Genomic DNA, 26,198 nt, shown 5'->3' with positions numbered 1-26,198 from the left:
ACGGCGATGGCCGCCATCGTGAGCCTGGATCAGGTGATCGCGCTGACGAGCCGGGCGCAAGCGGGTTAACCGAACCACAAGGCGTTGCCGCTAAGGCGAGGCCGATGGAACGGCTGTCGACCCGCAGGTTTTTGGCCGTCGCCACGGGGTTGCCCGCGCTGATCATGGCGACCTCGTGCGTCGCGCCACAACGCCAGTACCGCGTAAGCCAGGACGTGCCCGCGCCCGATGCACGCGCCCTTCTCCGCCGCCTCGCGCTGGATGTGCCGACGGGAACCTCCCTCTCGGGCAACGCGGGGGCGCCGGTGCGGCTGGGGGCAGCACCCCCGTTCGCAGGTCCGCAGGCGCCAGACGATGCCGCGCGCGCGAACGACTGCCTGACGGCCGCAATCTATTACGAAGCGCGGTCCCAGGGGGCCGACGGGGAGCGTGCGGTGGCGCAGGTCGTCCTCAATCGCGTCCGCGACCGCGCTTTCCCGCGCAGCGTGTGCGGCGTGGTCTATCAGGGATCGGCGCGCGCGACCGGCTGCCAGTTCAGCTTCACCTGCGACGGGTCGATGGACGCCCGGCGCGATCAGAGCGCCTGGGCGCGCGCGCGCGCGGTCGCCGCGGCCGCGCTCGACGGCTACGTCTACGCGCCCGTCGGCTCGGCCACCCATTATCACGCCGACTACGTCCTGCCGTGGTGGGCATCCAGCCTGGCGCGGGTGACCAAGGTCGGCGCGCACGTCTTCTACCGCTGGCGCGGCGCGATGGAGAATGCGCTCGCCTTCCGCCAGCAATATGCCGGGACGGAGCCCCGGGCAGGCGCGCAGGTGGCGTCGGACGAAGCCACCGGGGTAGCGGTCCACTACGGCAATCGGCCCGACGAGGAGGAGGCCACCACGGGCGGCGTCGCCATCCACCGCGGTGTCGCCGTAGCACCGGCGGAGGCCGTCCGCGCGCATCTCGTTTCAGGCGTTCGTATCCACCTCGGCGTCGCGCCAGATCACGAGGATGGCGGCGAAGACGTGACGCTTTCCGACGAAACCTGACCCGTCAGGGCAAGGAGCGCGCGTCTCTATAACCCGAAGCGCACCGTCGCGCGCAGATCGCGTCCGGCCAGCGGCGCAAAATCCTTCAGAAAACTCGCATGTCGGCGCACCGTGACATCGAAGATGTTGTTCGCACTCAGCAACAGCGTGGTCTTGCTGTCCCGTCCGAACGGGGAAAGGCTGATCGAGGCGTTGACGATCGTGTAGTCGCGCGTCGGCGTCTCGAACGGCGCGATGCGCTCTTGCGCGAACAGATGTTCGACTTCGCCACGCGCGGTAAGTTTGTCACCTTGCACTTCCATCCCGCCCAGCACGCGCGCAGGCGGGATTCGCGGCACCGGCGCTTCATCGACAATGCTGGCGTGGACGTAATCGCCGAGCACGTCGGCGTTGATCCGGTAATCGCCCAGCTGGAACAGATGCGCGGTCAGTTCCGCCTCCAAGCCGTAATAACGGGCATCGCGCTGCTGATAGACGAAGCACGGAAGATCGACCGTCCGCCCGGACGGCGCGGCAGCGGCCTCGCACAAGCCGGGATCGACCTGGTTCTCCGAAATGTAGTTGCTGAACCAATTGTAATAGGCCGAGGCATCGAAATCGAATCGCTCGCTGTGCGCGTGCAGCGTCGCTTCCAGGCCCCAGGATTTCTCTAGGCGGAAGTCGGGACTGCCCAATTCGTACGCCTGCGTGCCCGCATGCGCACCATTGGCGAACAATTCCTCGGCGGATGGCGCACGTTCGGTGCGCGAACCGTTCAGGCCGAGACGGACGCCGTCCGCAAATTCGTACGATGCGCCGAGCGACGCCGAAACCGCATCGAAGCTCCGCTTGCCCGCGAAGAAGCGATTGTCGTCGAGCGGTGTGCGTGCCGCCAGTTCGGTTCGCTCGTAACGAAACCCGCCCGCCGCGCGGAAGCCGCCCGACGCATATTGCTGGAGCGTGAAGACACCGGTCTGGTTGGTCTCGTTCCTGGGCAGGAAGGCTTCGTCACCCGCAACGTCGAAGAGGCGGTTGAAGAATTGCACCCCCGACGCACCCTGCCATCCGCCGCGATTCGCCTGGACGAGTTCCAGACGCGCCTCGGTACCATTGTTGAAGAAGGCGGTGCCGATCCCGCCATCGGGTTCCAGTTCGAAATGGCGATAAGTCGCATGCCCTGCGCGGATGCGGATCTTGTCGATCACGCTTCCCCCCGCATCGACCTCACCGCGCAGATCGACGCGGTTCTGGACGACGTCGAGCCGGGGTGCTTCCTGCTCCTGCCCCACCTGCGTCGCATAGCGGATCGGTACGCCATAGAGGCTGTCGTAATGGCTATACGATACGCCGAGCGTCCCGCCCTCGGTGATGATCGTCGCGCCGGCGCCCGCGGTCCAGGTCTTGGCGGCCGTATTGGGCAGCTTGCCGCGGATGGCGGCAGAGGCGGCGAAGTCGATCGGTTCGTCACTATCCTGGGGCAATCCTACCTGCGACAGGGCCGAGGCGCGGGCGCTGCGCGACAGCGCGAAGCCGCCTATCTTGAGATCGCTCGCCTTCAGATACGATCCGTCCGCGTGCAGAACGAGCATCGCGCCGATGGCCAGATCGCCGGCGGCACCGATGGACCGCTCGTCGGCGGCCGATCCATAATTGGCGATGGCGTTTAGCCGGTATCCATTCGCCGGGATCGAGCGGGGGATGCGGGCGTCGATGACGTTGACCACGCCGCCCACCGCCGACGACCCATAGAGCAAAGCCGCCGGGCCGCGCAGCACCTCCACCCGCTCGGCGAGCAACGGATCGATGATGACCGCGTGATCGACGCTGGTGTTCGACACGTCGATCGAGCCGATACCGTCGGTCAGCACCCGGATCCGCTCGCCCTGGAAGCCGCGCAGGATGGGGCGCGACGCGCTCGGTCCGAACGACGTCGCGGAGACGCCAGGCAGGCGGGCCAGAGTCTCGCCGATGGTCGGCCGCAGGTCGCGGGTCAGTTCCTTGCCCTTGAGCACCGATGTGCCCTGCAGCACATCGGTCTCGCTCTGCTCGAGCACCCCGGTTACGATCACCTCCGCCCCAGTCGACGGGGGCGGCACGGTCTGGGCCGATGCCGCCGAGGCCATGAGCAAGGCGAGAACGCTGACCCCCGTGGAATAGATGTTCATGCAACGCTCCGATAATGTCGAAGCCGTGAGTTATGCGACCTGATATAACATATCAAGTCGCATGTTGCGCCGCAGCGCTCCTTTCACACCGAAGACCCTGCGCAGGCCGCGCATGTGCCGCGCACCTCGATCACCGGCCGACTGGGGCGAAAGCCGGTTGCGGCCGCAACGCTGCGGATGGCGCGGCTGACCGGATCGTCGTCGATATGCACCGTGTCGCTGCACAAGTCGCAGACGAGAAAGATGCAGTCGTGAACGCAATCGGGATGCGCATTGGCGATATAGGCGTTGGCGCTTTCAACCCGGTGCGCCAGGTTCTTGTCCACGAAGATGTCCAGGATGCGATAGACGCTGTTCGCTGCCACCCGCTTGCCCCGCGCCTTGGACACCGCGTCCGCAATGTCATAGGCCGATGCCGGGTTGGCGAACCCGGCGAGCGCGACGAACACGGTTTTCCGCATGTCGGTCCACTGCTCGCCCGCCCCCTCCAGCGTCACGCGCGCGGCATCGAGGAGCGCGTCGCCGCGGGGTTCGTGATGCGCATGTCCGGTCATGCCTCGGGAAATAGGTCCGTGCGGGACGCGCGGCAAGCCGGCCACGCGTCCCGGCGGCGCCGCGCTATTTCGGCTTGGTATCCAGATTGGGATATTTGATGCCGAGTTGGTCGAGGTACGTCGGATATTTCGCCGGATCGTAATAGAATTTGCGCATCTCGGGACGGATGCGGTCCATCAGCTGCTTGTTGAGGTGGATCGCAGGCTTGTCGGCGGCGGTCACGACCGGATCGTATTTCTGATCCTTGAACTGCACGTCCTGCTGGAAAGCCTTGGCGTCGGCCACCAGCTGCGGGGTCGTCATGATGTCGAGCGTGGTCATCGCCACCGACTTCGCACCCGCCACCGCACCCTTGTGCGCGATCGGGGTCGCCATCGCGATCGCCGAGAGGACATTGTGGCCGATCAGACTAGGTATGTTCGACGGGAAGCGGATGGTGATCGTCGGCACCGTCCACATGATGTCGCCGATGTCGTCCGATCCGCCGCCCAGCGACCGCTCACGATTGTCCGGCGTGGACAGCGGCGAGGGGGTGGTCGCTAGCGGCTTGGGCGTGCGCTTGTTCGCGGTCTGCACCGCCTTGGCGAACGCCTGATCGTCCGCGCTCCACTTCGGCATGCCGACCGCGGCGATGTTCGCATAGGCGGCCTCGGCCAGTGGCTTGTTCCCGAAATTGGGCGCCGCATAGCCGAGCAACTTGTGCTCGACTGTCGTACCCGTCGCCTTGGCCGCCGCCTCGGCGATCTCGTTACCGGTCTCGTAGAGCCCCCGCACCGTGCCGAAGGTCTGCTCGCGGAAATAATACCAGACCGATGCGACATCGGGGACGATGTTGGGCTGCCCGCCACCGTTGGTGATGACGTAATGCGAGCGCTGCGTCACCGGCAGATGCTCGCGGCGCATGTTCCACGCCATGTCCATCACCTCGACCCCGTCGAGCGCGCTGCGCCCCTCCCACGGTTGCCCGGCGGCGTGCGCGGTCTTGCCGTGGAACGTGTATTCGGCGGACACCAGAGCATTGTTGCCGCTGTCGCCCCAGCCGGTCGAGAAGTCGCTGCTGACATGGGTGAAGATCGAGACGTCGACCCCCTTGAACAACCCCTCGCGCACGTAGAACGCCTTGGTGGCCAGCAACTCCTCGGCGACGCCGGGCCACAGCATCAGGCGTCCCTTGATCCCGTTCTTCTCCATGACCTGCTTGGTGGCGATGGCGGCGGCGACGATCAGCGGCATGCCCGAATTATGCCCCTCGCCATGCCCCGGCGCACCCGCGATCATCGGCTTGAGCGTCGGCGAACCCGGATATTGCGACAGGCCGAGCAGCCCGTCGACGTCGCTGCCCAGCGCCACGAGAGGCCCGCCGGCGCCCCATGTCGCGGTCCACGCGGTCGGGATGCCCGCGACGCCACGCGTGATCTTGAACCCGTTTTTTGCCAGTATCCCAGTCAGATACTCCATCGTCTGATATTCCTGAAAACCCGGCTCGGCGAAGCTGAAGACCGAATCGACCATCTGCTGGACCAGCTTGGCCTGCGCATCCACCGCGGCGATCGCCTCCTGCTTCAGGCGTGCGCGATCGACGGTCCCGCCAGCCTGAGCGGGTGGCGCGGGTTCGGCGGCAGCGAGAACGGGCGCCGAGATCAAGGTGGCAGCGAGCAGCGCGGACATCGTTTGGCCGGGTGTCTTGCGAAATACTGTCATGGCTTTCTCCTATGTGGTTCCGGACGGCGGAAGGGACGACACCGCCGCCCGGATCTCGGAAGCTGAAATTAAAGGCCGAAGCGCACGCCCATGCGGAAGACGCGACCGAGCACGTCGTAGAGCGCACGGTTCGTCTGCGGATAGGCGGGCGTGTTGTTGCCGGTCGGGCCGTTGCCGACCAGGGTCGGGTCGCGATCGAGCAGGTTGCGGATGGAGACGAACACCTGCGCCTTCGCATTCTCGATCTGGAAGGCGTAGCTCGCGTTGACGTCCAGATAGAAGGCGCCGCCGATCGAGTTGGTGTTGACGGTGCGCCGGTCCGCGGTCGAGGCCGGGCAGTCGGTGGTGCAGACGATGTAATTGTTATTGTACACGCCGCCACTGACGCCGCGCCCGATCACCTGCATCGCCAGGCCAGAATCGAGATCGTATCCGGCCGAGAGGCGATAGGTCCAGTCGGGCAACCCGCCGGTATTCTGCCCGGCCGCATCGGTGGTGAGCGTGACCCCATTGTCGGTCTTCAGTTCGATCGCATAACTGGCGAGCGCGCGCAGCGTGAAGTTCCCGGGGCCGACCATGCGCCGATAGCTCGCCTCGAAGTCGATGCCGCTCGTCTTCTCGCTGACGAAGTTGAACGGCTTCACCTCGATGCTGGTCACCGCCAGCCCCGGCGTCACCACCCCGCGCCCGCCGGTTGTCGATATGAAGGCGCAGGAGGTCGCGATCGATTGCAGATAGCATTGATCGGTGATGACCTGTGCGGTCAGCGACGAGATCGCGTCCTTGATCTCGATATTGTAATAATCGACCGACATCGCGAAGCCGGGCAGGAAGCCGGGCGTGAAGATCGCACCCGCGCCATAGGTCTTGGCGACTTCCGGTGTCAGTTCGCGGTTGCCGACGGTCGATTCGTTGAACTGATTGGCAACCGTCGTACCATTGGCCAAGGGGACGTTGACGGTGTTGGTGCGCCCGGTGCCTGGCGCGAACAGTTCGGACAGATTAGGTGCTCGGATATCACGCGACACGGTGCCGCGAAACTTGATCGCATCCAGCGCCTGCCAAGTCAGGCCCGCCTTCCAGGTATTAACGCTGCCGCTCGTCGAATAATCGGTGATGCGGAACGCGCCGTTGAAATCCATGCCGCGAAAGATCGGCACCACCGCCTCGATATAGGCTTCCTTGACGTTGTATTTGCCGTCGGTCGCCAGATAGTTGCCGTAGATCCAGGTGCCCGTCGTCACGCCGTTCGCGACGATCGGCTGGAACAGCGGGTCGACATCGCCACTGACCGACTCTTCGCGATACTCGCCGCCGAACGCGATCGAGATCGGCCCCGCCCACAAGTCGATCAGATTGTTGGTCGAGAAATTCAGCGCGCCGACCTGCTGCTTCAGTCGCTGGGTGCGCAGCGGCTGGAGACCATCGTAGAGCACATATTGGATCGCCTGCGGGGTGGCGCCGCCGATGCCGATGCGGTTCAGCGGAACGCAGCCGTTGGTGGGCGCGGTCAGCGTCGATCGGCAGACGATCCTGCCTGCAGGTATGCCGGCGGCGTTACCCGCCTGCGCGACGACCGCGTCGGTCGCCAGCGCCATCCGTTGAATGTTCCAGGCGTTGGTCAACATCTCGCGCGTCTTCGTCGTGCCGTGCTGGTAATAAGCGTCCCAGTTCCAGTCGTCGCCAAGCATCCCGAACTTGCCGTTGGCGCCGACGACGTAGCGGCGGACGTTGCGCTCGTTGGCACTGCCCTGCGGGGGAATGTCGATGTTGCTGGTGCCGATCTGGATGGACTGCAGATTGGCCGCGACCATCTGCGCACGCACCGCATCGGGCAGATACGCATTGTCGCGCTGGATCACGACGCCGGTCGTGGGTGTCTGCTGATAGAAGCTCTCGCCGGTGTAATAGCTGTGCGAGAATTGGGCGAACATGTTGAACGCTGGCGCGAATTCGTAACTAACCCGCCCGAACGCACTCGCCCTCTTTTCCGACGGCAGCAACGTGGCGCTGCTGCGATGCCCGGCGCTGGTGATGTTGTAATCGCCCCCGATCATCCATTGGCCGCTGGTCGGGCCGAAGGTCAGCTGGTTGACGCTGGCCTTGCCTGTCGCAGGGTTGATCGTGCCGAAATACGTACCGCGCAACGGCCCGGTGCTGACCAGCCCGCCCGGCGTGAACTGGCCGGTGCCGATCCCTGAACCGACGAAGAATTCCGGCGCGCAGCCTGCGATCGGCGTGCCCGCGACATAGCCAGCAGGCGCGCGGCAGTTGTCTGTCGCGCTATAGGCCGGATTATTGGCCAGGAAGAAGCCGCCATCGTTCCAGTCGCGGTCGATCGACTGGATGCCCTTCTGAGAGAAATACTCGCCCGAAAGTAGGATATGCCCCCTGCCCTCGTCGAAGGACGTGCCGCCGGTGAACGATCCCTTGTGGTTGGCGCCGTCGCCATAGGTGGTGACGCCATATTCATATTCGCCCTTCATCCCGGTGAAGTCCTTGTCGAGGATGAAGTTGACGACGCCCGACACCGCGTCCGATCCATAGGCCGAGGAGGCGCCGCCGGTAACGACCTCGACCCGCTCGATCAGCGCCTGGGGGAAGGTGTTGACATCGACCTGGCCGGTCGTAGTCGAAGCGACCGAACGCTGGCCGTCGAACAGCACCAGGGTCCGCGCCGAGCCGAGCGCGCGCAGGTTGACGCTGTTGATCCCGGCGGCGCCGTTGGAGAGCGACCCGTTGCTGCTCGCGGCGGTGCCGCTGTTGCGGACGGCGGGCAGCGTGTTCACGAAATCGCTGATGTTGGCCGGCGCTTCGGATTTCAGTTCCTTGGCGCTGACGACGCTGACCGGGGTCGGCGCGTTATAGCCGTTGCGTTCGATGCGGCTCCCCGTGACGACGACATCGCCCTCCGTGCCGCCCATCGTCTCGGGATCGCCGGTGACGGGGTCGGTCTGCACCTGCGGCTTGCCGCCCGGAATGTTTACCGTCTCTTCCGACGTGTTGGCCGATTTCGTCGGGCCGGTCACAACCTGACCCGCCTCCGGCGATGCGGGCGGGGTCTGTGCCCAGGCGGCCGGGCTGACTAGCGCCAGCGCGCCGCACGTGGCGAAAAGCCGCGACCGTGCCGAGCCGCCGCGCTGAGCGGCGTGGATACGAACAAACATAGATGCCCCCTTCTCGTCCCTGAAATCGAGCGCTGACGGGTCATCCTCTCCGCTTGGATCTTATCGTTGGTTCGGTCCTGCGGGCGTTCGGGTAGGCGCGTGGCGGCCGGTCTCCGGTCTCGTCCACAGCCGCAGACTAACAGAAGCGGGTCGCGGCTTCCTCGCAATTGCTGCGCGAGATTACCCTTAATATATCGTGAAGATGCGCGGTTCCGCTATTCGTTGCCGGAATCCTGCGCGCGATACGAGATCACGGCGAATCCGAATCGCTCAGCGCGATGGTTCGAGCAGGGCTGCCGGGGCGACGAAGCGCTGCGCAACCTCGCGCATCATAAACGTGCTGCGGATGCGGGCGACGTGCGGCAACGTGGAGAGTTCGCTGCGATACACGCGGTCATAATCCTCGAACGAGCGGACGTGGACGATCATCAGGAAATCGGTCTCGCCCGAGACGAAGCTGCAATAGGACATGGACGGGCAGGCGACGACGGCCTGTTCGAATTCGTTGAGTACCGATTCCGCCTGGCTTGCCAGTTCGATCGAAACGACGGCGACGATGTTGAACCCCAAACGTGCCATGTCGAGGTTCGCGGTATAACCGGTGATGATGCCGCGATCCTCCAGTATCTTGCGGCGCCGAGCGGTGGCGGTGCTCGACAGGTTTATGCGCTCGCCCAGCGTCACGTCGGACGCGCGGCCGTCGCGCATCAACTCGCGCAGGATGCGATAATCCGTCGAGTCGATCCCGCGGGCGTCGCTTTCGTTCATCAATACCGTCCCCTTGCGCTGCAATCCGGCAACTTCGCCGCAAAAGCTATGAGACATTGCTCGATACCGCAATCGCCACCATGCTACGCTCGCCGCGCCGCAGCAAAGAGCGCGGCTCATGGGGGATCGACGATGCTTGGACGCTGGAGTCACGCCGCAGTGGGAAGCCTGGCGCTCGCGATCGTCGGCGCGCCGGGGGTTGAAGCGCAGTCAGCAGGCGGCACTGCGGCCGCGACTTCGCCGCTATTCTCGATCAAGACGATTCCCGCGGAAGGCCGTATTCTGGCCACGCTTCCGGTTCCCGATCGCGACGGCGTGTCGGGGCGCTTTCTCTACGCACCGTCGCTGCGCACCGGACTGGGGTCGGCAGACCTGCGGCTCGATCGCGGCATGCTGGGGTCGGAGCGAATCCTCATCTTCAAACGCATCGGCAAACGCGTCGCGGTGATGTTCGAGAACCCGCGCTTTCGCGCGACCGGGGATGCCGCGGTGCAGGAAGCGGGGCGGACCAGCTTTCCGTCGAGCGTGATCGCCATGCTCGATGTGGTGTCCGACGTAGGCGGCGCGCTGACGGTCGATCTCGCGCCGTTCCTGACTCGCGACGTCATCGGCATCGCCGACACGCTCAACCAGGGCGGCAAGGGCTACAAGCTGGTCGACGCGCTGAGTGCCGCCGATCCCGTATCGGTCAAGGCCTTCCCCGACAATATCGAGATAGACGCGCTGCAAACCTACACCTCCGACAACCCGGGCCGCCAGATCGAGGCGATCGCCGCCGATCCGACGCAATTGGGGTTCGTGGTCCACCACAGCTTCATCCGCCTGCCCGCATCCGGCTTCGTGTCGCGCAAGTTCGACATCCGCTCGGCGGCGGGCGGCGAGCAATTCTATGATTACGGTACGCCCTTGGGCCAGGACGTGGTCCAGCAGCTCGCCAATCGCTTTCGTTTGGAAAAGACGGACCCCACGGCAGCGCGTTCCCCCGTCAAGAAGCCGATCGTCTTCTATATCGACCGCGCTGCCCCCGAGCCGATCCGCACCGCGCTGCTCGAAGGCGTGAATTACTGGAAGGCATCGTTCGAGAGGGCCGGTTTCATCGACGGATTCCGGGCCGAACTGCTGCCGCTCGGCGCCGATCCGCTCGACGTGCGCTATTCGATGGTGAACTGGTCCAATCGGCTGACCCGCGGCTGGTCCTACGGCGGCGGCATCGTCGATCCGCGAACGGGGGAGATCGTGAAGGGGAACGTCGTCATCGGCGCGCTCCGGGTGCGGCAGGACATGACGATCTTCGAAGGACTGGTGGGAACCGCGCAGAGCGGCACCGGCGGCGCGAACGATCCGGTGCGCGTCTCGCTCGATCGCATCCGACAATTGGGGGCACACGAGGTCGGCCATGCGATTGGCTTCATGCACAATTTCGCAGGCTCCACGCAGGATCGCACCTCGGTTATGGACTATCCTGGGCCGCGTATCCTTCTGACGGGCGGGAAGATTGACCTCGGCCAGGCCTATGCGCCCGGTGGCGGGGCGTGGGACGATTTCACCGTCGACTGGCTATACGGCCAGCCAGCGCCCGGCACCAACCCCGACGAAGCGGCACGTGCCAAGGCGCTGGCGATTCACGCCAAGGGCATCCGCTTCATCACCGACATCGACGGACGCGCGCCCGACACGCCCAGCCCGTGGGGCAGCATGTGGGACGATGGTCCCGATCCCGTCGCCGGGCTGAACCACATGATGGAAGTACGCCGGGTCGCCATCGCGAACTTCGGTCCCAACGTGCTGCGTGCGGGCGAGGCATTGTCGAACCTGCGGCGCAAGTTCGTGCCGATATGGCTGCTCCACCGCTACGATGTCGACGCCGCGGGCAAGCTAATCGGCGGCATAGACTATGCCTATGCGGTCGCCGGCGACAACCACGCCCCCGCCGCGCCCGTCCCCGCTGCCGCTCAGGTCGCGGCGATCGACGCGCTGCTCGCCACGCTGTCGGCCCAGGCGCTGACCGTGCCCGCCGCGCTCGTCATGCCGCTGTCTTCGCCCGTCAACGGCCGCAGCGATCCCCAGTTCGACCTGGAAGTGTTCCGCAACGCCGCCTCTGCCGCGTTCGATCCTCTGGTGGCGGCCGACGTCGCTGCACAGGTGACGCTGGACTCACTGCTGGCGCCAGCGCGGCTGACGCGGCTTCACGAACAGCACCGTCGCGACTCCGCGCTGCCGGGACTCGACCTGCTGCTCGACCGACTGGTAGCGGCAGTGATCGACGCGCGTCGCGACGCGGTGGAGCGGCGGATCGCCTATCGCGCGCTGATGACGATGGCCCGGACGGCGCACGACGATGCCACCTCGCCCGAAGTTGCGGCGGTGCTGAACGGCAGGCTGATCGGAGTCGCCGCGAAGCTGGGTAAAAGGGAGGGGGCCGACGCCATATGGGGCACTCACGTCGCCCAGCTGCTACGCGATGACGAGAGGCTCCGCCGCGAACTCGCCAAACGCACCGCAGCGCCCACGATCCCGCCGGGTATGCCAATCGGCGGCGACAGCGGCTGGTTCGGCGATTGATCCAAGTGCCGTGGCTCTGCCTTGATCGGCGCACTTACCGCCTGCGAAACGAGGCCAATCGCGACGGCCGACGGACTCCATTTGCGGTGGCGATATTGCGCCAGTTGGTCACTACGCCGATCGCCGCCGATCGGCTTCTAAATCCCGCGTTTATCGCGTTATAGGTTTGCACGCCCGGTTACGCTAAGGGCGCGAAATGCACTCCTCTCGATACGCTTTCATCTCGATCCTCCTCGCTTGCCCTGCCGCGGCGGCTGCGCAAGACAGCGGCGAGGAAGTTGTCGTCACCGGCCGTGGCCTCGCCGACGCACCGGGAGACCGCGCGTTCGATGTCGTGACGATCGACCGCGACACGATCGCGACAAACGCCGCCGCTCGGCTGGAAAGCGTACTCGGCGACGTGGCTGGGCTTCAGCAATTCCGCCGCTCGGACAGTCGCTCGGCCAATCCGACCAGCCAGGGGATCACCTTGCGTGGGATCGGCGGCAATGCATCGAGCCGCGCACTGCTGGTGTTCGATGGCGTGCCGCAAACCGACCCCTTCGGCGGCTGGGTAGCGTTACCGGCCTATGCCACCGACCGGATCGGCCGCATCCGCGTGACGCGCGGTGGCGGCAGCGGCTTCTATGGCCCCGGCGCGCTGGCGGGGACGGTCGAGCTGGAAAGCGCGACTCCGGATCAGCTTGCCCCGTTCGTCGGCGCACTCGCTTACGGCGATCGTGACTCGATCGACGCGCGCGGCTCCGCAGCGCTCGTTCGCAGCACCGGCTTTGCGACGATCTCGGCGGCTTACGCGCGCGGCGACGGCTTCGTACCGACGGTGGCCGAGGATCGTGGCCCGATCGACCGGGCCGCCCCCTACGAACAGGCATCGGGCGCGGTTCGCGGGGTGATCGCGCTTTCACCGGGCACCGAATTGCAGGCCAACGTGACCGCCTTCGTCGATCGGCGCGAGCGCGGCACGCCGTTCACCGACAACGCGAGCGAAGGCGCCGACGCCAGTGTCCGGCTGGTCGGGCGCGGACATTGGGGCTGGTCCGCGCTCGCTTACGTCCAGACCCGCAGCTTCGCATCGAGCTTCGCCAGCATTGATGCGACGCGGCGCACCGCCACGCAGACCCTCGACCAGTTCAACACTCCAGCTACCGGGCTCGGCGGCCGTATAGAGGTTCAGCCGCCTATGGGTGACGCCATTCGGCTGCGCCTGGGCGCAGACGTTCGTGACGTGCGTGGGCAGACTCAGGAGCTTTTCACCTTCGTCAACGGCGCACCGACGCGGCGGCGGGTTGCGGGCGGCAACAATCTGACCGCGGGCGTGTTCGCCGATGGCAGCGCCGAGATTGGTGCGCTTACGGTGTCGCTCGGCGGCCGGCTGGATCAGTGGCGGATCGCCGATGGCTTTCTTTCCGAGCGCACGTTGGCGACCGGGGCAGTGTTGACCGGCCTGAACTTCGCCGATCGCCAAGGCACGGAAGCCACCGGCCGCGCGGGACTCGCGTGGCGGGTGGCGAACGGTGTGACGCTGCGCGCCGGCGCCTATCGCGGCTGGCGGCTGCCCACGCTGAACGAACTCTACCGCCCGTTCCGCGTGGGCGCCGATGCGACGGCCGCCAACGCGATGCTGAGCCCCGAGCGGCTGGCCGGGGTAGAGGGCGGCGTCACGTTCGCGCCTGCACCGGGCATCACGCTGGCAGCGACGCTGTTTCACAACCGGCTCGCGGATGCGATCGCCAACGTCACGGCGGGCACCGGGCCGGGTCAATTCCCGCTCGTCGGCTTCGTCGCGGGCACATACCGGGTACGGCGAAACCTGGATGCGGTGCGCTCGAACGGGCTGGAGGTCGATGCCGCCTGGCGCTCCGGCCCGATCGGGGTTCGTGCATCCTGGAGCCATGTCGATGCGCGCGTCCAGGCGGCGGGTTCGCCGCTGGACGGCCTGCGCCCCGCGCAGACCCCGCGCGACCAGGTGTCCGGAACGATCGACGCGCGCAGCGGCGGTGTGGCTGCCGCGCTGACGCTTCGCCAGGTCGCGCGCCAATTCGACGACGACCAGAACAGCCGCACGCTGGCACCGGCGACGACCCTCGACGGGTATCTGGCGCTGCCGATCACCGCCGCCATAGCGGTGGAATTGCGTGCGGAGAACCTGACCGACACCCGCGTCGAGGCAGGGATCAGCGGCGCGGACATCGTCGAACGCGCGACACCGCGCACGCTGTGGATCGGGCTGCGTTACCGTCCGCGATAGGATTGCGGCACGGACATGAAATCCGGGCGCTGTGCGTTCGAGCCGAAGTCAGGCGATCCCGAACGGCACCACGCGATTGGCCTGCGTGTGCCCCACCTCGGCGCGGCCAAGGTACGGCACGCCCATATCCCGCGACCAGCGGACCATCATGTAATCCAGCGTCTCTCCCCAGGCAGGGACGTTCGGCTGAACATCGCTCACCGCGCCCAGGCGCAATCCGGCGATACCCCTCAACTGCGTTGCATGCGCGATCTTGAAGAGCAGACGATCGACGTTGTACATCGCCTCCGAAACCTCTTCGACGACGACGATATGGTCGGTCAGGTCGGGAAGCCACGGCGTGCCGATCAGCGCCCCCAGGATCGACAGATTGAACGCTACGCAAGGCTGACCATCGAGGCCCGGCTCAAGCCCCGCACGGTCGCGGCGCGCGAGCCAACCGAGCGACCGGGCGACAGTCTCCTCGCCCCCGCCGCGCCCGATGTCGCTCGCCATCGGGCCGTGCACGGCATATCCGATCCGCCGCGCGTATAATGCGGACAGCAAGAAGCCCACATCCGAATAGCCGAGGTAGGTTTTCGCGCGCGCTGCCCTGCCGAGGTGAGGCATGACCATGCTCAGGATACGGTTGGCGCCATAGCCGCCGCGCAGGAACCAGATCGCGTCGAACGCAGGATCGTTGGCATAGTCGAGAAACGCCTCGCCACGGCGCATGTCCGACCCTGCGAAATGGCCATCGGTTTCCAGGCATTGCGGGTGGAATACGAGTTCGACCTCGGGAAAGGCGATTGCGGCGAAGGCGGTCACCTTCGGTATCACCTCCGGATTGGCGCGGCTTGACGCGGCCAGCACTCCAATCCTCATGATCCGCTGGCCCCCCGCTTGCCCAACCGCGCACTCGCAGATAGCGCGGGCGGATGACATTGGCCAAACCTTGTTTTCTGGTGGGTATCGGCGGCTCTGGCATGATGCCGCTGGCGATGATCCTGCGCGCGCGTGGGCATGCCGTGTCCGGATCGGACCGCGCACTCGACCAGGGACGCGTACCCGCCAGGTTCGATGCGCTCCGCGATGCCGGAATCGACCTTTTTTCCCAAGACGGCAGCGGGGTGCGCGCGGACATGCGCGTCATTGCTTCCGCCGCGGTTGAGCAAGCTGTGCCGGACATCGCCGCCGCGAACGCCCTGGGATGCGAACGTGCAACGCGGGCGGAGGCGCTCGCGGCGCTGTTCAACGATGCGGCCTTGCCCATCGGGGTGGCGGGAACCAGCGGCAAGTCCACCGTCACAGGCATGATCGCGTGGATATTGCACGCATGCGGCCGCGATCCGACCGTGATGAATGGTGCGGTCATGAAGAATTTCGCGACCGTCGACGCGCCGTTCGCCAGCGCGCTCGTCGGCGGCGGCGACGCGTTCGTCTCCGAGGTCGACGAGAGCGACCGCTCGATCAGCCTCTACCGGCCGACGATCGCGGTGCTCAACAACGTCAGCCTCGACCATATGGCCCTGGACGAGCTTCGCACGCTGTTCGGCGACTTTGCCGGTCGCGCGCGCCTTGTGGTCGCCAACGTCGGCGATGTCGAAACGCAGGCACTGCTGAGCGATCTGACCTCGGTCACCACCTTCGCCGTGGACGCCGAGGCCGATCTGTCGGCGCGCAATTTGGTGCCAGAACGGTTCTCGATCCGCTTCGATCTGGTGACGAAGGAGACGACGATCACGATGCGGCTGGCGGTGCCAGGACTTCACAACGTGTCGAACGCGCTGGCCGCGATCGGCGCCGCGATGGCGGCGGGCGTTTCGATCGCCGACGCTGCCGCCGCAGTGGAAGGGTTCATCGGGCTGAAACGCCGCTTCGATCTGGTCGGCGAGGCGGGCGGGATCGCCGTCATCGACGATTTCGGGCACAATCCCGACAAGATCGCAGCGACGCTGGATACGCTTCACGCTTTTTCTGGCCGCCTGCTGCTGCTGTTCCAACCCCACGGCTATGGTCCGCTCAAGGTCATGCGTGACGAATTGCTCGTGATGTTTTCGGGCAAGCTCGGACTCGACGACCTGCTGGTCATGCCCGATCCCGTCTATCAGGGTGGCACCGTCACGCGAGAGGTGGGCAGCCGCGAGATCGTCGAGGCGCTGCGCGCTGCGGGATGCGATGCGCGCTACGTCGCGGATCGGGCGGGGGCCGCCGATGTGGTCGTCGAACAGGCCCGCCCCGGCGACCGCATCATCGTGATGGGCGCGCGCGATGACACGCTTTCCGCGCTCGCCGCAGATTTGGTCGCGCGGATCGCCGCAGCGGCTGGCGAAATCCCGCCCTTGTGATACGGTAACCCGTCGCTGCAAAGGACCGCTCCATGATCCGCCGCCTGTTCCTCGATCATCCCACCTCGGTCGGGGAGAGCTATGGCGAGCATCTGATCGCCGCGGGGCGATTCGGGGTGACGATGGTGGCGGGTGGCGTCGCGTGCATGATCCATGCCCTGATCCCGGCCGTCTTCGCGAACACCGGCAGCGGCACCGTCACGACGCTGTACGCCCGGATGGTGGCCAAGCGCGGTGCCGCGCGTGCGGCCCAGGCTCAGATGAAGACGGTCGAATATATCATCTGACCGGGTGCTTGGCGGCGCCCGGCGGACGCGATAGGCACATGCCGATGACTTCCGATCCGACGATCCCCCGCCCCCGCCTCGCCTATCATTTTACCGAGGGCGCACGACCGGCAGTTGTTTTCCTGCCTGGCTATGGCTCCGACATGAGCGGCACCAAGGCGCTGTCGCTGGAGGCCTGGGCCAAGGCGACGGGTCGTGCCTTCCTGCGCTTCGATTACGCCGGATGCGGGCAGAGCGAGGGCGACTTTGCCGCGCAGACCTTGGGCGACTGGCGCGACGACGCGCTGGCGATGATCGACACGGTGGTCGCAGGGCCGGTGATACTCGTCGGTTCGTCGATGGGCGGGTGGATCGCGCTCCTTATCGCGCGCGACCGCCCGGCCCATGTCGATGCGCTCGTCGCAGTCGCACCGGCGCCCGATTTTACCGATTGGGGCTTCACGACCGAAGAGAAGCTGGCGCTGCTGTCCGACGGAAAGCTCGAACGCGCGAACCCTTACGGCGCCGAACCGACGCTCTACACCCGCGCGTTCTGGTCTTCGGGCGAGGCCAACCGGCTGATGTTCGGGCCGATCGCCTTCGATGGCCCGGTGCGGCTATTGCAAGGGCAGGCCGACGCCGACGTGCCGTGGCACCGCACGCTTGAACTCGCGCGGCTGATCCGTTCAGCCGATGTCCAGACATGGTTGATCAAGGACGGCGATCACCGCCTGTCGCGCGAGACCGATGTCGCGTTACTGATCCGCGCGGTGGAGGATGTGATTGCCGCGCCATGATCCTGCTGCTTGCTGCCGCTGCCCTGCAGACGCCCGAGGCCGAAGCCCGGTTCAACGCCTGCGTCGATCTGGCGCAGACCGATCCCGCAGCGGCACGCGCGGAAGCCACACGCTGGCGGATCGCGGGCGGCGCTTGGTTCGCCCGGCAATGCGCCGGGCTGGCGTACACGCGCGAGGGTGACTGGCGTGCGGCGGCAGCCGAGTTCGAGGCGGCGGCGCGCGAGGCACAGACCGCGCGCGACGCGCGATCGGCGCAATATTCTGCGCAGGCCGGCAATGCCTGGCTTGCCGCAGGTGATGCCGCGAAAGCGCGTGCGGCCCTCGATGCGGCATTGGCGGCGGGGACGCTGACCGGGCTGCAGCGTGGCGAGGCGCAGCTCGACCACGCACGTGCGCTGGTCGCTGCCGGCGACCTGGAGGCAGCGCGGATCGACATCGACCTGGCGCTCCAGACTGCGGCTGCCGACCCGCTCGCCTGGCTGCTGTCGGCGACATTGGCGCGGCGGATGGACGACCTGCCCCGTGCGCGGAAGGACATTGCCCAGGCGCTTTCGCGTGCCGCCGACGATGCCTCCGTACAGCTAGAGGCAGGCAACATCGCCGCCCTCGCCCGCAACGAGCCGAACGCCCGCAAGGCGTGGGGCGAGGCGGCGCGGCTGGCACCGCAGAGCGAAGCCGGGCGCAGCGCGACGGCAGCGCTCAAGCAGTTCGATCTACCATAACTGGCGCGGCGCTTCGCCCCGTCCTATCTCCAGCGGGATACCCTTCCGGAGCGTCTGCATGAATTATCTCCACACCATGATCCGCGTCACCGATCCCGACGCGACGATCCGCTTCTTCGAACTGCTCGGGCTGAAGGAAGTCCGGCGGATCGAGAGCGAAAAAGGTCGCTTCACGCTGATCTTCCTCGCCACGCCCGAGGACATGAATGCGCCGGGCGAGCGTGCCAGTGCCGAGGTCGAACTGACGTACAATTGGGATGCGGAGGAGTATTCCGGTGGACGCAATTTCGGGCATCTCGCCTACCGGGTCGATAACATCTACGAGACGTGCCAGCGGCTGATGGACGGTGGCGTCACCATCAACCGGCCGCCCCGCGACGGCCATATGGCGTTCGTGAAGACGCCGGACGGCATCTCGATCGAACTGCTCCAGAACGGCGTCCTGGAACCCGCCGAACCCTGGGCTTCGATGTCCAACACCGGCAGCTGGTGATGCTGGAAGTCGTCCGCGTTCCCGTGCTTGCCGACAATTACGCATGGCTGGTCCATGATCCCGAGAGTGGCGCGACGATCGTCGTCGATCCGGGTGAAGCCGGACCCGTCAAAGCGGCGGCGGCGGCACGCGGCTGGCGGATCGACGCGGTGTGGACGACGCATTGGCATACCGATCACACCGGCGGCAACGAAGCGCTGAAGGCCGCCGGCGTGGAGATCGTCGCCCCTTCCGCGGAGGCGGCCAGGATACCGACGCTGGACCGCGGCGTCGGCGAAGGCGACGTGCTGATGCTCGGGCGTCACGCTGCCACGGTGATGACGGTGCCCGGACATACGCAAGGGCACGTCGCGTTCCACTTTGTTGAGCAGCAGATCGTCTTTACAGGCGACACGCTGTTCGCGATGGGTTGCGGGCGCTTGTTCGAGGGAACGCCTGCCGCCATGTTCGCGAACATGCTCCGTTATGCGGCAATGCCGGATGCGACGCAGGTTTACTGCGGCCACGAATATACGCTGTCCAACGCACGCTTTGCCGCCGTCGCGGAACCCGACAATGCCGCGATCAAACAGCGGCTGGCCGAGGTCGAGGCGCAGCGGGCGGAGAGCCAGCCGACCGTTCCGACGACAATCGCTGCCGAACGCGCGACCAATCCCTTCCTGCGCGCGGCTTCGGTCGAGGCGTTCGCAGCGCTGCGAACTGCCAAGGATACGTTCAAAGCCTAGAAACGAAACGCTTTTCCGCGCGTTCATCGCGGCAGGAGATACTTATGCGCAGCCTCGTCCATATCACCCCCATCCTGCTCCTGGGCGCGCTGGCTGGCTGCACGCCGACCGCCGCAGAACAAGGGCGGATCGACGCGAGAGATGCCGTCGCCCAGACCAAGCTCGACGCCGCGCTCGCCGGACTGGTGCCCGGCAAGCCCACAATGTGCCTGCCGTTGACCGGGCGGCAGCAATATCAGACCGAAGGCTATGGCCCGACGATCCTCTACAAGGTCAGCCGCGGGCTGATCTACCGCAACGACACCAACGGCGGATGTGCGGGGATCGCGCGGGGCGACATTCTGGTCACGCGCCAGGTCACGGGCCAGGCCTGTTCGGGGGACATCGCGACGACGATCGACAATACGTCGCGCTTCCAGACCGGCAGTTGCGCGCTCGGCCAATTCGTCCCCTATCGCCAGCCATGATCCGCGCGCTCGCCGCCGCTGCGTTGCTGCCGCTCGCAGCCGCAGCGTCCGATCCGCTCGCCGGCCGGGTGGCAGGTCCGATGCAGAGTTGCCTGTCCATCTCACGCACGGCAGCCCCCGAGATCATTGACGGCAAGACCATTCTCTACCGCGACGGTGCGAGGATCTATCGCGCTCAGATCGACGCCTGCCCCGGCCTGACCACCTTCTCGACGCTGATCGTGGAGGTGTACGGGCCGCAGATGTGCCGCGGCGATCGTTTCCGGGCGGTGACCCTCCCCTCGTCCATTCCGTCGGCCTATTGCCGGTTCAGGGGCTTCGTTCCCTATACCAAGGTCAAAGCACGAACCGGCTGAGGTCGGTGTTGCGCGCGATGCTGGCAAGCTGGCTGTCGACATAGGCACCGTCGATCACGAGGGTCGAGCCTGCACGATCCTCGGCATTGAAGCTCACCTCCTCCAGCAGCTTCTCCATGACCGTCTGCAAGCGGCGCGCGCCGATATTCTCGACCTGGCCGTTCACCTCCGCCGCGATCCGCGCGACGGCGGCGATGCCGTCCTCGGTGAAGCTGATCTCCACGCCCTCGGTCGCGATCAGCGCCTGATATTGCACCGGCAGCGACGCCTTCGTATCGCTCAGGATCGCTACGAAATCTGCCTCGGTCAGACCCTTCAATTCCACCCGGATCGGCAGGCGGCCCTGGAGTTCGGGCAGCAGGTCGCTGGGCTTGGCGACGTGGAACGCGCCGCTGGCGATGAAGAGGATATGGTCGGTCTTCATCGGCCCGTATTTGGTCGCGACGGTCGTCCCCTCGATCAGCGGCAGCAGATCGCGCTGGACGCCCTCGCGGCTAACCGAGCCGCCGCCGCGCTGTTCGGACATCGCGATCTTGTCGATCTCGTCCAGGAAGACGATGCCGTTCGCCTCGGCATCGGCCAGCGCGACGCGGTTCACGTCGTCCTGATCCAGGCGCTTGTCCGCCTCCTCCTCGACCAGTTTCTCCCAGGCGGCGCGGACACTGAGCTTGCGGCGCTTCAACTGCGCGCCGCCGCTGAGCGACTTCATCATCTCGCCGAGGTTTATCATCTGCGGCGCGCCGCCGGGCACGTCGAAGGGCATCGACGGCGCCTGTTCGACCTCGATCTCGATCTCTGTCGCGTCGAGATGACCATCGGCAAACCGCTGGCGGAACGCTTCGCGCGTGGCAGCACTCGAATCCTTGCCGGTCAGCGCGTCCAGGAGCCGCTTCATCGCCGCCTCCTCGGCCTTGTCGGCGATGGCGACGCGGCGACGTTCCTTTTCCAGCCGGATCGCCTCCTCGACCAGGTCGCGCGCGATCTGCTCGACGTCGCGACCGACATAGCCGACCTCGGTGAACTTGGTCGCCTCCACCTTGACGAAGGGAGCATCGGCCAGCTTGGCCAGCCGCCGGCTGATCTCGGTCTTGCCGCAGCCGGTCGGCCCGATCATCAGGATGTTCTTGGGCGTCACTTCGTCGCGCAGGTCGGCGGAGAGCTGCTGTCGACGCCAGCGGTTGCGCAGCGCCACCGCGACGGCGCGCTTGGCATCGGCCTGACCGATGATGTGGGCGTCGAGCGCGGCGACGATCGCCTTGGGGGTTAGGGACTGGGTCATTTACTCATTTCTTAAGGGGCTAAGAGGAGGATTCCATCGTCTCCACCACGAGCCGGTCGTTGGTATAGACGCACACCTCCGACGCGATGCCCATCGCCTTGCGCGCGATGACCTCGGCATCGGCCTCATAATCGACCAGCGCCTTGGCGGCGGCGAGCGCGTAATTGCCGCCGGAGCCGATCGCGGCGATCCCGCCCTCCGGCTCCAGAACGTCGCCGTTGCCGGTCAGGATCAGGGTCACGTCCTTGTCGGCGACGATCATCATCGCCTCCAGGTTGCGGAGATATTTGTCGGTGCGCCAGTCTTTGGCCAGTTCGACCGCGGCGCGCAGCAATTGTCCCTGATGCTGCTCCAGCTTGCGCTCCAGCCGCTCGAACAAAGTGAAGGCGTCGGCGGTCGCGCCCGCGAAGCCGCCGATGACGCTACCATCCCCAAGCCGGCGCACCTTGCGCGCGTTGGGCTTCATCACCGTCTGGCCCATCGACACCTGCCCGTCCCCCGCGACGACGACCTTGCCGCCGCGGCGGACCGAACAGATGGTGGTGCCGTGCCACACCGGCATGCTGCTATCGTTCCCGCTCATGTCCGCCGATGTAGGATGCGGCGGGCGTGGATCAACGCTCCACCCCCTTGGCCTTCCCCCAGCTGCGCGCGACGGTGTAGCCCAGATAGCCTGTGCCGAAGAGCGCATAGAGCGGCTCGGGGATGGCCGCGAGATAGGCGGCCATCCCGCGCGTCATCGCCGCCGCCACATCTGGGCGAACCGCGGCGATGAGGCCCATCGGCAGCGACCAGAGCAGCAACGCGTACATCACGTAGAGGAAAGCCGGGCGCGCCCGCGTCTCCCACCGATCGCGCCGAAGGTAACGAAGTTCACGCATATTCCCGGAAGAAACATCCTCGCTCATGCGCCGATCCGGTTCGCGAGCCAGCCATAGAGGAACGCTTCGTTAGCGGGGCGGCGCTCGGCGAGTGCGACATAGCGTTCGCCCTGGAGCGCTTCGAGTGCTTTCAGCAGCACCGTCTCGCCACCTGCACCGCGCTTGGCAAGAAATGCGTCCAGGGCGGCCAGCGTCGCCGTTCCAACCCGGCCATCGACCGCCAGATCGGGATAGTGCGACGCGCCGCGATTGAGCGCGTTAAGCGCCCGTTGGAGAAAAGCGCCGGCGACCAGGACGCCCATGTTCACCCCCGTGTCGAACAGTTCCGCCGCCACCCGCGGCGCCTTCGTAGCGACCCGATCGAACGCCGGCGCGGTCCAGTACAGCCGGCGGTAGATCGCCACGGCCCGCCCCCGCGGCAGCGCGCGCATGGGACCGGTAAAGCCATCGGCGCGCGCCACCGCCTCGGTGATGCCCCAGCACGTCGCGCCGCCGCGGTCGGCGGGGTGGTTCGCATAACCGCCTTCACGGTCGATCACGTCGTCGATCAAGGATTCCACGTTCATCGTCTGCCCTCCGGTTGAAGCCGGAGTCACGAACCATAACGGTTCGTTGTAGGACAGAGGCGATCGCGACCCTCGACTCAGATGTAATATGATTCTCGTGGTGCGGTGACGATCATCATCGTCCTGAACATCCACGACGCCGTCACGCCGGCAGCGATGCCCAGCGTCAGGCTTTTCAAGGAGCCGTCGACAATCGGCCACAATGCCGGGCCATGCAATGGCAGGCCGATCAAGATCGGCCCGCATACGGCACCGACAGCGATCCACACCCAAACGCTCGCTGCCGGTGGCCACCGCAAGCCGAGCAACCAGAGGGATGTTCCAAGGATCAGCGCGGGTAGCGCGCCAACCCAGATACCCACCAACGCACCGACGAATGTGCCGACCATCGCGAGCGCTGCGGAACCGGTCGCAACCGCCAGCACAAGAGCAGCGACCAGACCCGCAATCGCGGCGGCAGCCACGGCCGCCAGCGGAAATCTCCAAGCCATCGACCGATGCATCGGAAAACCATAAGGTTCAGCGAAGCGCACGTCCATCTGAGCCGCATCGTAGAAGGTATTCGCCGGGTGTGGCTGGTCGGGGCGACAGGATTCGAACCTGCGACCCCCACACCCCCAGTGTGATGCGCTACCAGGCTGCGCTACGCCCCGACCGAACCGCCGCCGTTACCCGCCGTCGTGCCGGGATGCAAGCCGTTCAGTCGCCGACGAGCGTGCGCCAGAAGGTGCCGTCCCACGCCTTGACGGACATCCGCTCGATCGGATGATCGCGCAGTGCTCGGCCGAACGCCTTTTGATGCGGGGCGGCGCCGTGAGCGGCGAGCGCTTCCGCCGAAGCCCATCGTTCGGCGATGCGGACGAGATCGGGGTCGCCACAGTCGATCGAGAAGGCGTAGGATTCGCAGCCCTCCTCGGCCGTGCATACCGCAGCATGGTCCGCCAGCAAGGTGCGCGCGCGTTCGCCGCCGCCGCTGGCCAGCTTGATCTCACCCATCACTATTATCATCGCTCTCTCCTATATCAGGCGGACGATTGCACGGCGCGGCTTCCGATGGTAGCGGCACGCGCTTCCAAGGGTGCGGGCTCCTGTCCGCCATGCCCGCTATATCTGTGTCGGGACGCATGTTCATCACACCAGCCTATGCCCAGGCCGCCAATGGGGCCGCCGCGTCCGGAGGCGGGATCGCCTCCTTCCTCGGTCTTGCGCCGCTGCTCCTCGTCTTCGTCGTCTTCTATTTCCTGATGATCCGCCCGCAGCAACGCCGGATCAAGGCGCTGCAGACCGCGATCGGCGCGGTGAAGAAGGGTGATTCCGTCGTCACCGCGGGCGGCATCGTCGGCAAGGTTACGAAGATCGAGGACGCCTTCGTCGAGGTCGAGATCGCGCCGAACGTGCGCGTGCGCGTGGTCAAGGCGACGCTGACCGAAGTCATCAATCCGATGGCCAAGCCGGCGAACGACTGAGACGATGCTCGATTTCCCGCGCTGGAAGGTCGCCTGGATCATCGGCCTGCTGACGGTCTTGTGTGCCCTCGCCATCCCCAGCTTCCTGCCCGAACGCTATACCGCGAATCTGCCGGTTCATCCGCGGATCAACCTGGGACTCGATCTGGCAGGCGGCAGCTATCTGTTGCTGGAGGCCGATACCGCCGATCTCGCCGCATCGCGGCTGGAGGCGATGCGCGACCAGGTGCAGACCGAGATGCGCCGCGGCACGCCGAACATCGCGATCGGCGACATTTCGACCCGTGACGGGCAATTGTCCTTCTTCGTGCGCGATGCCGCCCAAGTCGATGCGGCGCGCGAACGCCTGCTGACGATCACCGGCGGCGGCGCGGGGATGACCGGGCAGCGGGTGTGGGACATCGGCGTGGTCGATACCAGCCGCTTCATCATCAAGCCGACGCAGGCCGGGCTGACCCAGGCGATCGAAACCGCGCTGGGCGATGCGACCGAGGTGGTGCGCCGCCGCATCGACGCGCTCGGGACCAAGGAGCCGACGATCATCCGCCAGGGTGCGAGCCGCATCGTCGTGCAGGTGCCCGGACTTCAGAATCCTCAGGCGCTCAAGGACTTGCTCGGCAAGACCGCCAAGCTGGAGTTCAAGCTGGTCGACGAGACCGCCAACCCCGCCGATCTGGCCGCCGGCCGTGCGCCCGCGGGCAGCCAGGTGCTGCGCTATCCGACGAACCCGGCGGGCATCCCGTTCATCGCGGTCAAGCGCTCGGCGATGATTACCGGCGACCAGATCAGCGAAGCCACCCAGACCTTCGACCAGCAGACCAACGCGCCCAACGTGGCGATCACCTTCGACGGTCCCGGCGGGCGGCGCTTCGCCAAGATCACCACGGAGAACGTCAACAAGCCCTTTGCGATCATCCTGGATAATCAGGTGATCTCGGCGCCCAATATCGAGAGCGCGATCCTCGGCGGACGGGCGTCGATCTCGGGCAGCTTCACGGTGGAGAGCGCCAACGAGCTCGCGATCGCGCTGCGTTCGGGCAAGCTGCCGGTGGCGCTCAAGGTCATCGAGGAGCGTACCGTCGGCCCCGATCTGGGCGCCGATTCGATCCGTGCGGGCGTGCTCGCCTCGATCGTCGCGGCGGTCGCGGTGATCGTGTTCATGTTCGTCACCTACGGCCGCTTCGGCCTCTATGCGAACCTGGCGGTCGTCATCAACATCCTGGTCATCCTGGCGGTGATGGCGATGCTGAACGCCACGCTGACATTGCCCGGCATCGCCGGTTTCGTGCTGACGATCGGCACCGCGGTCGACGCCAACGTGCTCATCAACGAGCGCATCCGCGAGGAGCGGCGGCGCGGCCGCAACGTCGTCCAGGCGGTCGAGCTGGGCTATAAGGAGGCGAGCCGCACGATCTTCGAGGCGAACATCACCCATGCGATCACCGGCGTCATCATGCTGCTGCTCGGCTCCGGGCCGGTGAAGGGCTTTGCGGTCGTGCTGCTGATCGGCATCTGCACCAGCGTGTTCACCGCGGTGACCTTCACGCGGATGCTGGTGGCGCTGTGGCTGCGCCGTGCCAAGCCGAAGACGATCAACATATGACCCGGCGCCAGATCGACGCGCATCCCCCAAGTCCGTTCGTGCTGAGCGAAGTCGAAGCACATGACGCGGGC

General features: G+C 66.2%; 25 protein-coding genes and 1 tRNA gene. 13 read left to right on the top strand and 13 right to left on the bottom strand.

The features are described from left to right. Positions 1 to 104 precede the first annotated feature (104 nt). The gene (locus tag VF643_RS14680; RefSeq protein ID WP_331044124.1) at positions 105 to 1,034 is read left to right on the top strand and encodes a cell wall hydrolase; all 930 of its coding nucleotides are present in this window, start codon (positions 105 to 107) and stop codon (positions 1,032 to 1,034) included. 26 nt (positions 1,035 to 1,060) lie between these two features. On the opposite strand, the gene VF643_RS14675 is transcribed toward VF643_RS14680, so the two are convergent. From VF643_RS14675 to VF643_RS14655, 5 genes are all read right to left on the bottom strand, one after another. Beyond that, positions 1,061 to 3,178 (bottom strand): TonB-dependent receptor, encoded by a 2,118-nt coding sequence (locus VF643_RS14675; RefSeq protein WP_331044123.1) that lies wholly within the window; start codon positions 3,176 to 3,178, stop codon positions 1,061 to 1,063. An 83-nt stretch (positions 3,179 to 3,261) separates the two neighbouring features. After that, a complete protein-coding gene (locus VF643_RS14670; RefSeq protein WP_331044122.1) occupies positions 3,262 to 3,732 on the bottom strand; it encodes a Fur family transcriptional regulator in 471 nt (156 codons plus the stop codon). Positions 3,733 to 3,796: 64 nt separating this feature from the next. Continuing rightward, positions 3,797 to 5,434, bottom strand: a complete 1,638-nt coding sequence (locus tag VF643_RS14665) for an amidohydrolase (RefSeq protein ID WP_331044121.1) — start codon at positions 5,432 to 5,434, stop codon at positions 3,797 to 3,799. A gap of 68 nt (positions 5,435 to 5,502) precedes the next feature. Beyond that, positions 5,503 to 8,601: a TonB-dependent receptor plug domain-containing protein gene (locus VF643_RS14660; RefSeq protein ID WP_331044120.1), complete on the bottom strand. Its 3,099-nt coding sequence runs from the start codon at positions 8,599 to 8,601 to the stop codon at positions 5,503 to 5,505. Between the two features lie 270 nt (positions 8,602 to 8,871). After that, complete coding sequence (locus VF643_RS14655) at positions 8,872 to 9,369, bottom strand: Lrp/AsnC family transcriptional regulator (RefSeq protein WP_331044119.1); 498 nt, start codon at positions 9,367 to 9,369, stop codon at positions 8,872 to 8,874. A 132-nt stretch (positions 9,370 to 9,501) separates the two neighbouring features. On the opposite strand from VF643_RS14655, the gene VF643_RS14650 reads away from it, so the two are divergent. Together VF643_RS14650 and VF643_RS14645 are read left to right on the top strand one after the other, a co-directional pair. Beyond that, positions 9,502 to 11,931 (top strand): zinc-dependent metalloprotease, encoded by a 2,430-nt coding sequence (locus VF643_RS14650; RefSeq protein ID WP_331044118.1) that lies wholly within the window; start codon positions 9,502 to 9,504, stop codon positions 11,929 to 11,931. Between the two features lie 196 nt (positions 11,932 to 12,127). Beyond that, positions 12,128 to 14,179: a TonB-dependent receptor gene (locus tag VF643_RS14645; protein ID WP_331044117.1), complete on the top strand. Its 2,052-nt coding sequence runs from the start codon at positions 12,128 to 12,130 to the stop codon at positions 14,177 to 14,179. Between the two features lie 48 nt (positions 14,180 to 14,227). Here VF643_RS14645 and VF643_RS14640 read toward each other — a convergent pair whose 3' ends face one another. Then, the gene (locus VF643_RS14640; protein ID WP_331044116.1) at positions 14,228 to 15,043 is read right to left on the bottom strand and encodes an LD-carboxypeptidase; all 816 of its coding nucleotides are present in this window, start codon (positions 15,041 to 15,043) and stop codon (positions 14,228 to 14,230) included. A gap of 53 nt (positions 15,044 to 15,096) precedes the next feature. Here VF643_RS14640 and VF643_RS14635 point away from each other — a divergent pair, with 53 nt between their 5' ends. From VF643_RS14635 to VF643_RS14600, 8 genes are read left to right on the top strand one after another with little or no spacing between them, the layout of a single operon-like run. Continuing rightward, a complete protein-coding gene (locus VF643_RS14635; protein WP_331044115.1) occupies positions 15,097 to 16,506 on the top strand; it encodes a UDP-N-acetylmuramate--L-alanine ligase in 1,410 nt (469 codons plus the stop codon). A 32-nt stretch (positions 16,507 to 16,538) separates the two neighbouring features. Then, positions 16,539 to 16,793, top strand: a complete 255-nt coding sequence (locus tag VF643_RS14630) for a DUF6356 family protein (protein WP_331044114.1) — start codon at positions 16,539 to 16,541, stop codon at positions 16,791 to 16,793. A 44-nt stretch (positions 16,794 to 16,837) separates the two neighbouring features. Next, positions 16,838 to 17,569: an alpha/beta hydrolase gene (locus VF643_RS14625; protein ID WP_331044113.1), complete on the top strand. Its 732-nt coding sequence runs from the start codon at positions 16,838 to 16,840 to the stop codon at positions 17,567 to 17,569. Next, the gene (locus VF643_RS14620; RefSeq protein WP_331044112.1) at positions 17,566 to 18,291 is read left to right on the top strand and encodes a hypothetical protein; all 726 of its coding nucleotides are present in this window, start codon (positions 17,566 to 17,568) and stop codon (positions 18,289 to 18,291) included. Before VF643_RS14625 ends, VF643_RS14620 begins: the two co-directional genes overlap by 4 nt. A 58-nt stretch (positions 18,292 to 18,349) precedes the next feature. Beyond that, positions 18,350 to 18,784 (top strand): VOC family protein, encoded by a 435-nt coding sequence (locus VF643_RS14615; protein WP_331044111.1) that lies wholly within the window; start codon positions 18,350 to 18,352, stop codon positions 18,782 to 18,784. Continuing rightward, positions 18,784 to 19,509: a hydroxyacylglutathione hydrolase gene (gene gloB, locus VF643_RS14610; RefSeq protein ID WP_331044110.1), complete on the top strand. Its 726-nt coding sequence runs from the start codon at positions 18,784 to 18,786 to the stop codon at positions 19,507 to 19,509. The genes VF643_RS14615 and gloB overlap by 1 nt, the downstream gene beginning before the upstream one ends. A gap of 44 nt (positions 19,510 to 19,553) precedes the next feature. Continuing rightward, positions 19,554 to 19,976 carry a hypothetical protein gene (locus tag VF643_RS14605; RefSeq protein WP_331044109.1) on the top strand — a complete coding sequence of 141 codons (423 nt, stop codon included), beginning with the start codon at positions 19,554 to 19,556 and terminating at the stop codon, positions 19,974 to 19,976. Then, positions 19,973 to 20,332: a hypothetical protein gene (locus VF643_RS14600; RefSeq protein WP_331044108.1), complete on the top strand. Its 360-nt coding sequence runs from the start codon at positions 19,973 to 19,975 to the stop codon at positions 20,330 to 20,332. The genes VF643_RS14605 and VF643_RS14600 overlap by 4 nt, the downstream gene beginning before the upstream one ends. Here the strand turns inward: VF643_RS14600 and hslU are convergent. The 7 genes from hslU to VF643_RS14565 all read right to left on the bottom strand — a co-directional run bounded on the left by hslU (position 20,313) and on the right by VF643_RS14565 (position 24,066). Further along, positions 20,313 to 21,611, bottom strand: coding sequence for an ATP-dependent protease ATPase subunit HslU (hslU, locus tag VF643_RS14595; protein WP_331044107.1), 1,299 nt, complete (start codon positions 21,609 to 21,611; stop codon positions 20,313 to 20,315). The two genes, VF643_RS14600 and hslU, sit on opposite strands and share 20 nt — an antisense overlap. Positions 21,612 to 21,630: 19 nt before the next feature. Next, complete coding sequence (hslV, locus tag VF643_RS14590; protein WP_414713874.1) at positions 21,631 to 22,173, bottom strand: ATP-dependent protease subunit HslV; 543 nt, start codon at positions 22,171 to 22,173, stop codon at positions 21,631 to 21,633. Positions 22,174 to 22,225: 52 nt separating this feature from the next. Beyond that, positions 22,226 to 22,492 carry a 3TM-type holin gene (locus tag VF643_RS14585; RefSeq protein WP_331044105.1) on the bottom strand — a complete coding sequence of 89 codons (267 nt, stop codon included), beginning with the start codon at positions 22,490 to 22,492 and terminating at the stop codon, positions 22,226 to 22,228. 23 nt (positions 22,493 to 22,515) lie between these two features. After that, positions 22,516 to 23,058 (bottom strand): glycoside hydrolase family 108 protein, encoded by a 543-nt coding sequence (locus VF643_RS14580; RefSeq protein WP_331044104.1) that lies wholly within the window; start codon positions 23,056 to 23,058, stop codon positions 22,516 to 22,518. A 77-nt stretch (positions 23,059 to 23,135) separates the two neighbouring features. Continuing rightward, positions 23,136 to 23,597 carry a hypothetical protein gene (locus tag VF643_RS14575; RefSeq protein ID WP_331044103.1) on the bottom strand — a complete coding sequence of 154 codons (462 nt, stop codon included), beginning with the start codon at positions 23,595 to 23,597 and terminating at the stop codon, positions 23,136 to 23,138. 37 nt (positions 23,598 to 23,634) lie between these two features. Further along, positions 23,635 to 23,711: transfer RNA gene (locus tag VF643_RS14570), tRNA-Pro, on the bottom strand. A 46-nt stretch (positions 23,712 to 23,757) separates the two neighbouring features. Next, a complete protein-coding gene (locus VF643_RS14565) occupies positions 23,758 to 24,066 on the bottom strand; it encodes a putative quinol monooxygenase (RefSeq protein ID WP_331044102.1) in 309 nt (102 codons plus the stop codon). Between the two features lie 116 nt (positions 24,067 to 24,182). On the opposite strand from VF643_RS14565, the gene yajC reads away from it, so the two are divergent. Both yajC and secD read left to right on the top strand, forming a co-directional pair. Further along, positions 24,183 to 24,524, top strand: a complete 342-nt coding sequence (gene yajC, locus VF643_RS14560; RefSeq protein ID WP_331044101.1) for a preprotein translocase subunit YajC — start codon at positions 24,183 to 24,185, stop codon at positions 24,522 to 24,524. A gap of 4 nt (positions 24,525 to 24,528) precedes the next feature. Further along, positions 24,529 to 26,127, top strand: a complete 1,599-nt coding sequence (gene secD / locus VF643_RS14555; RefSeq protein WP_331044100.1) for a protein translocase subunit SecD — start codon at positions 24,529 to 24,531, stop codon at positions 26,125 to 26,127. The last annotated feature ends 71 nt before the right edge of the window (positions 26,128 to 26,198 follow it).

The organism is Sphingomonas sp. (genome assembly GCF_036387595.1).
Classification (GTDB): Bacteria; Pseudomonadota; Alphaproteobacteria; order Sphingomonadales; family Sphingomonadaceae; genus Sphingomonas.
Note: the sequence above shows the minus strand (reverse complement) of the source record. Positions and strands in the feature narration are given on the sequence as shown.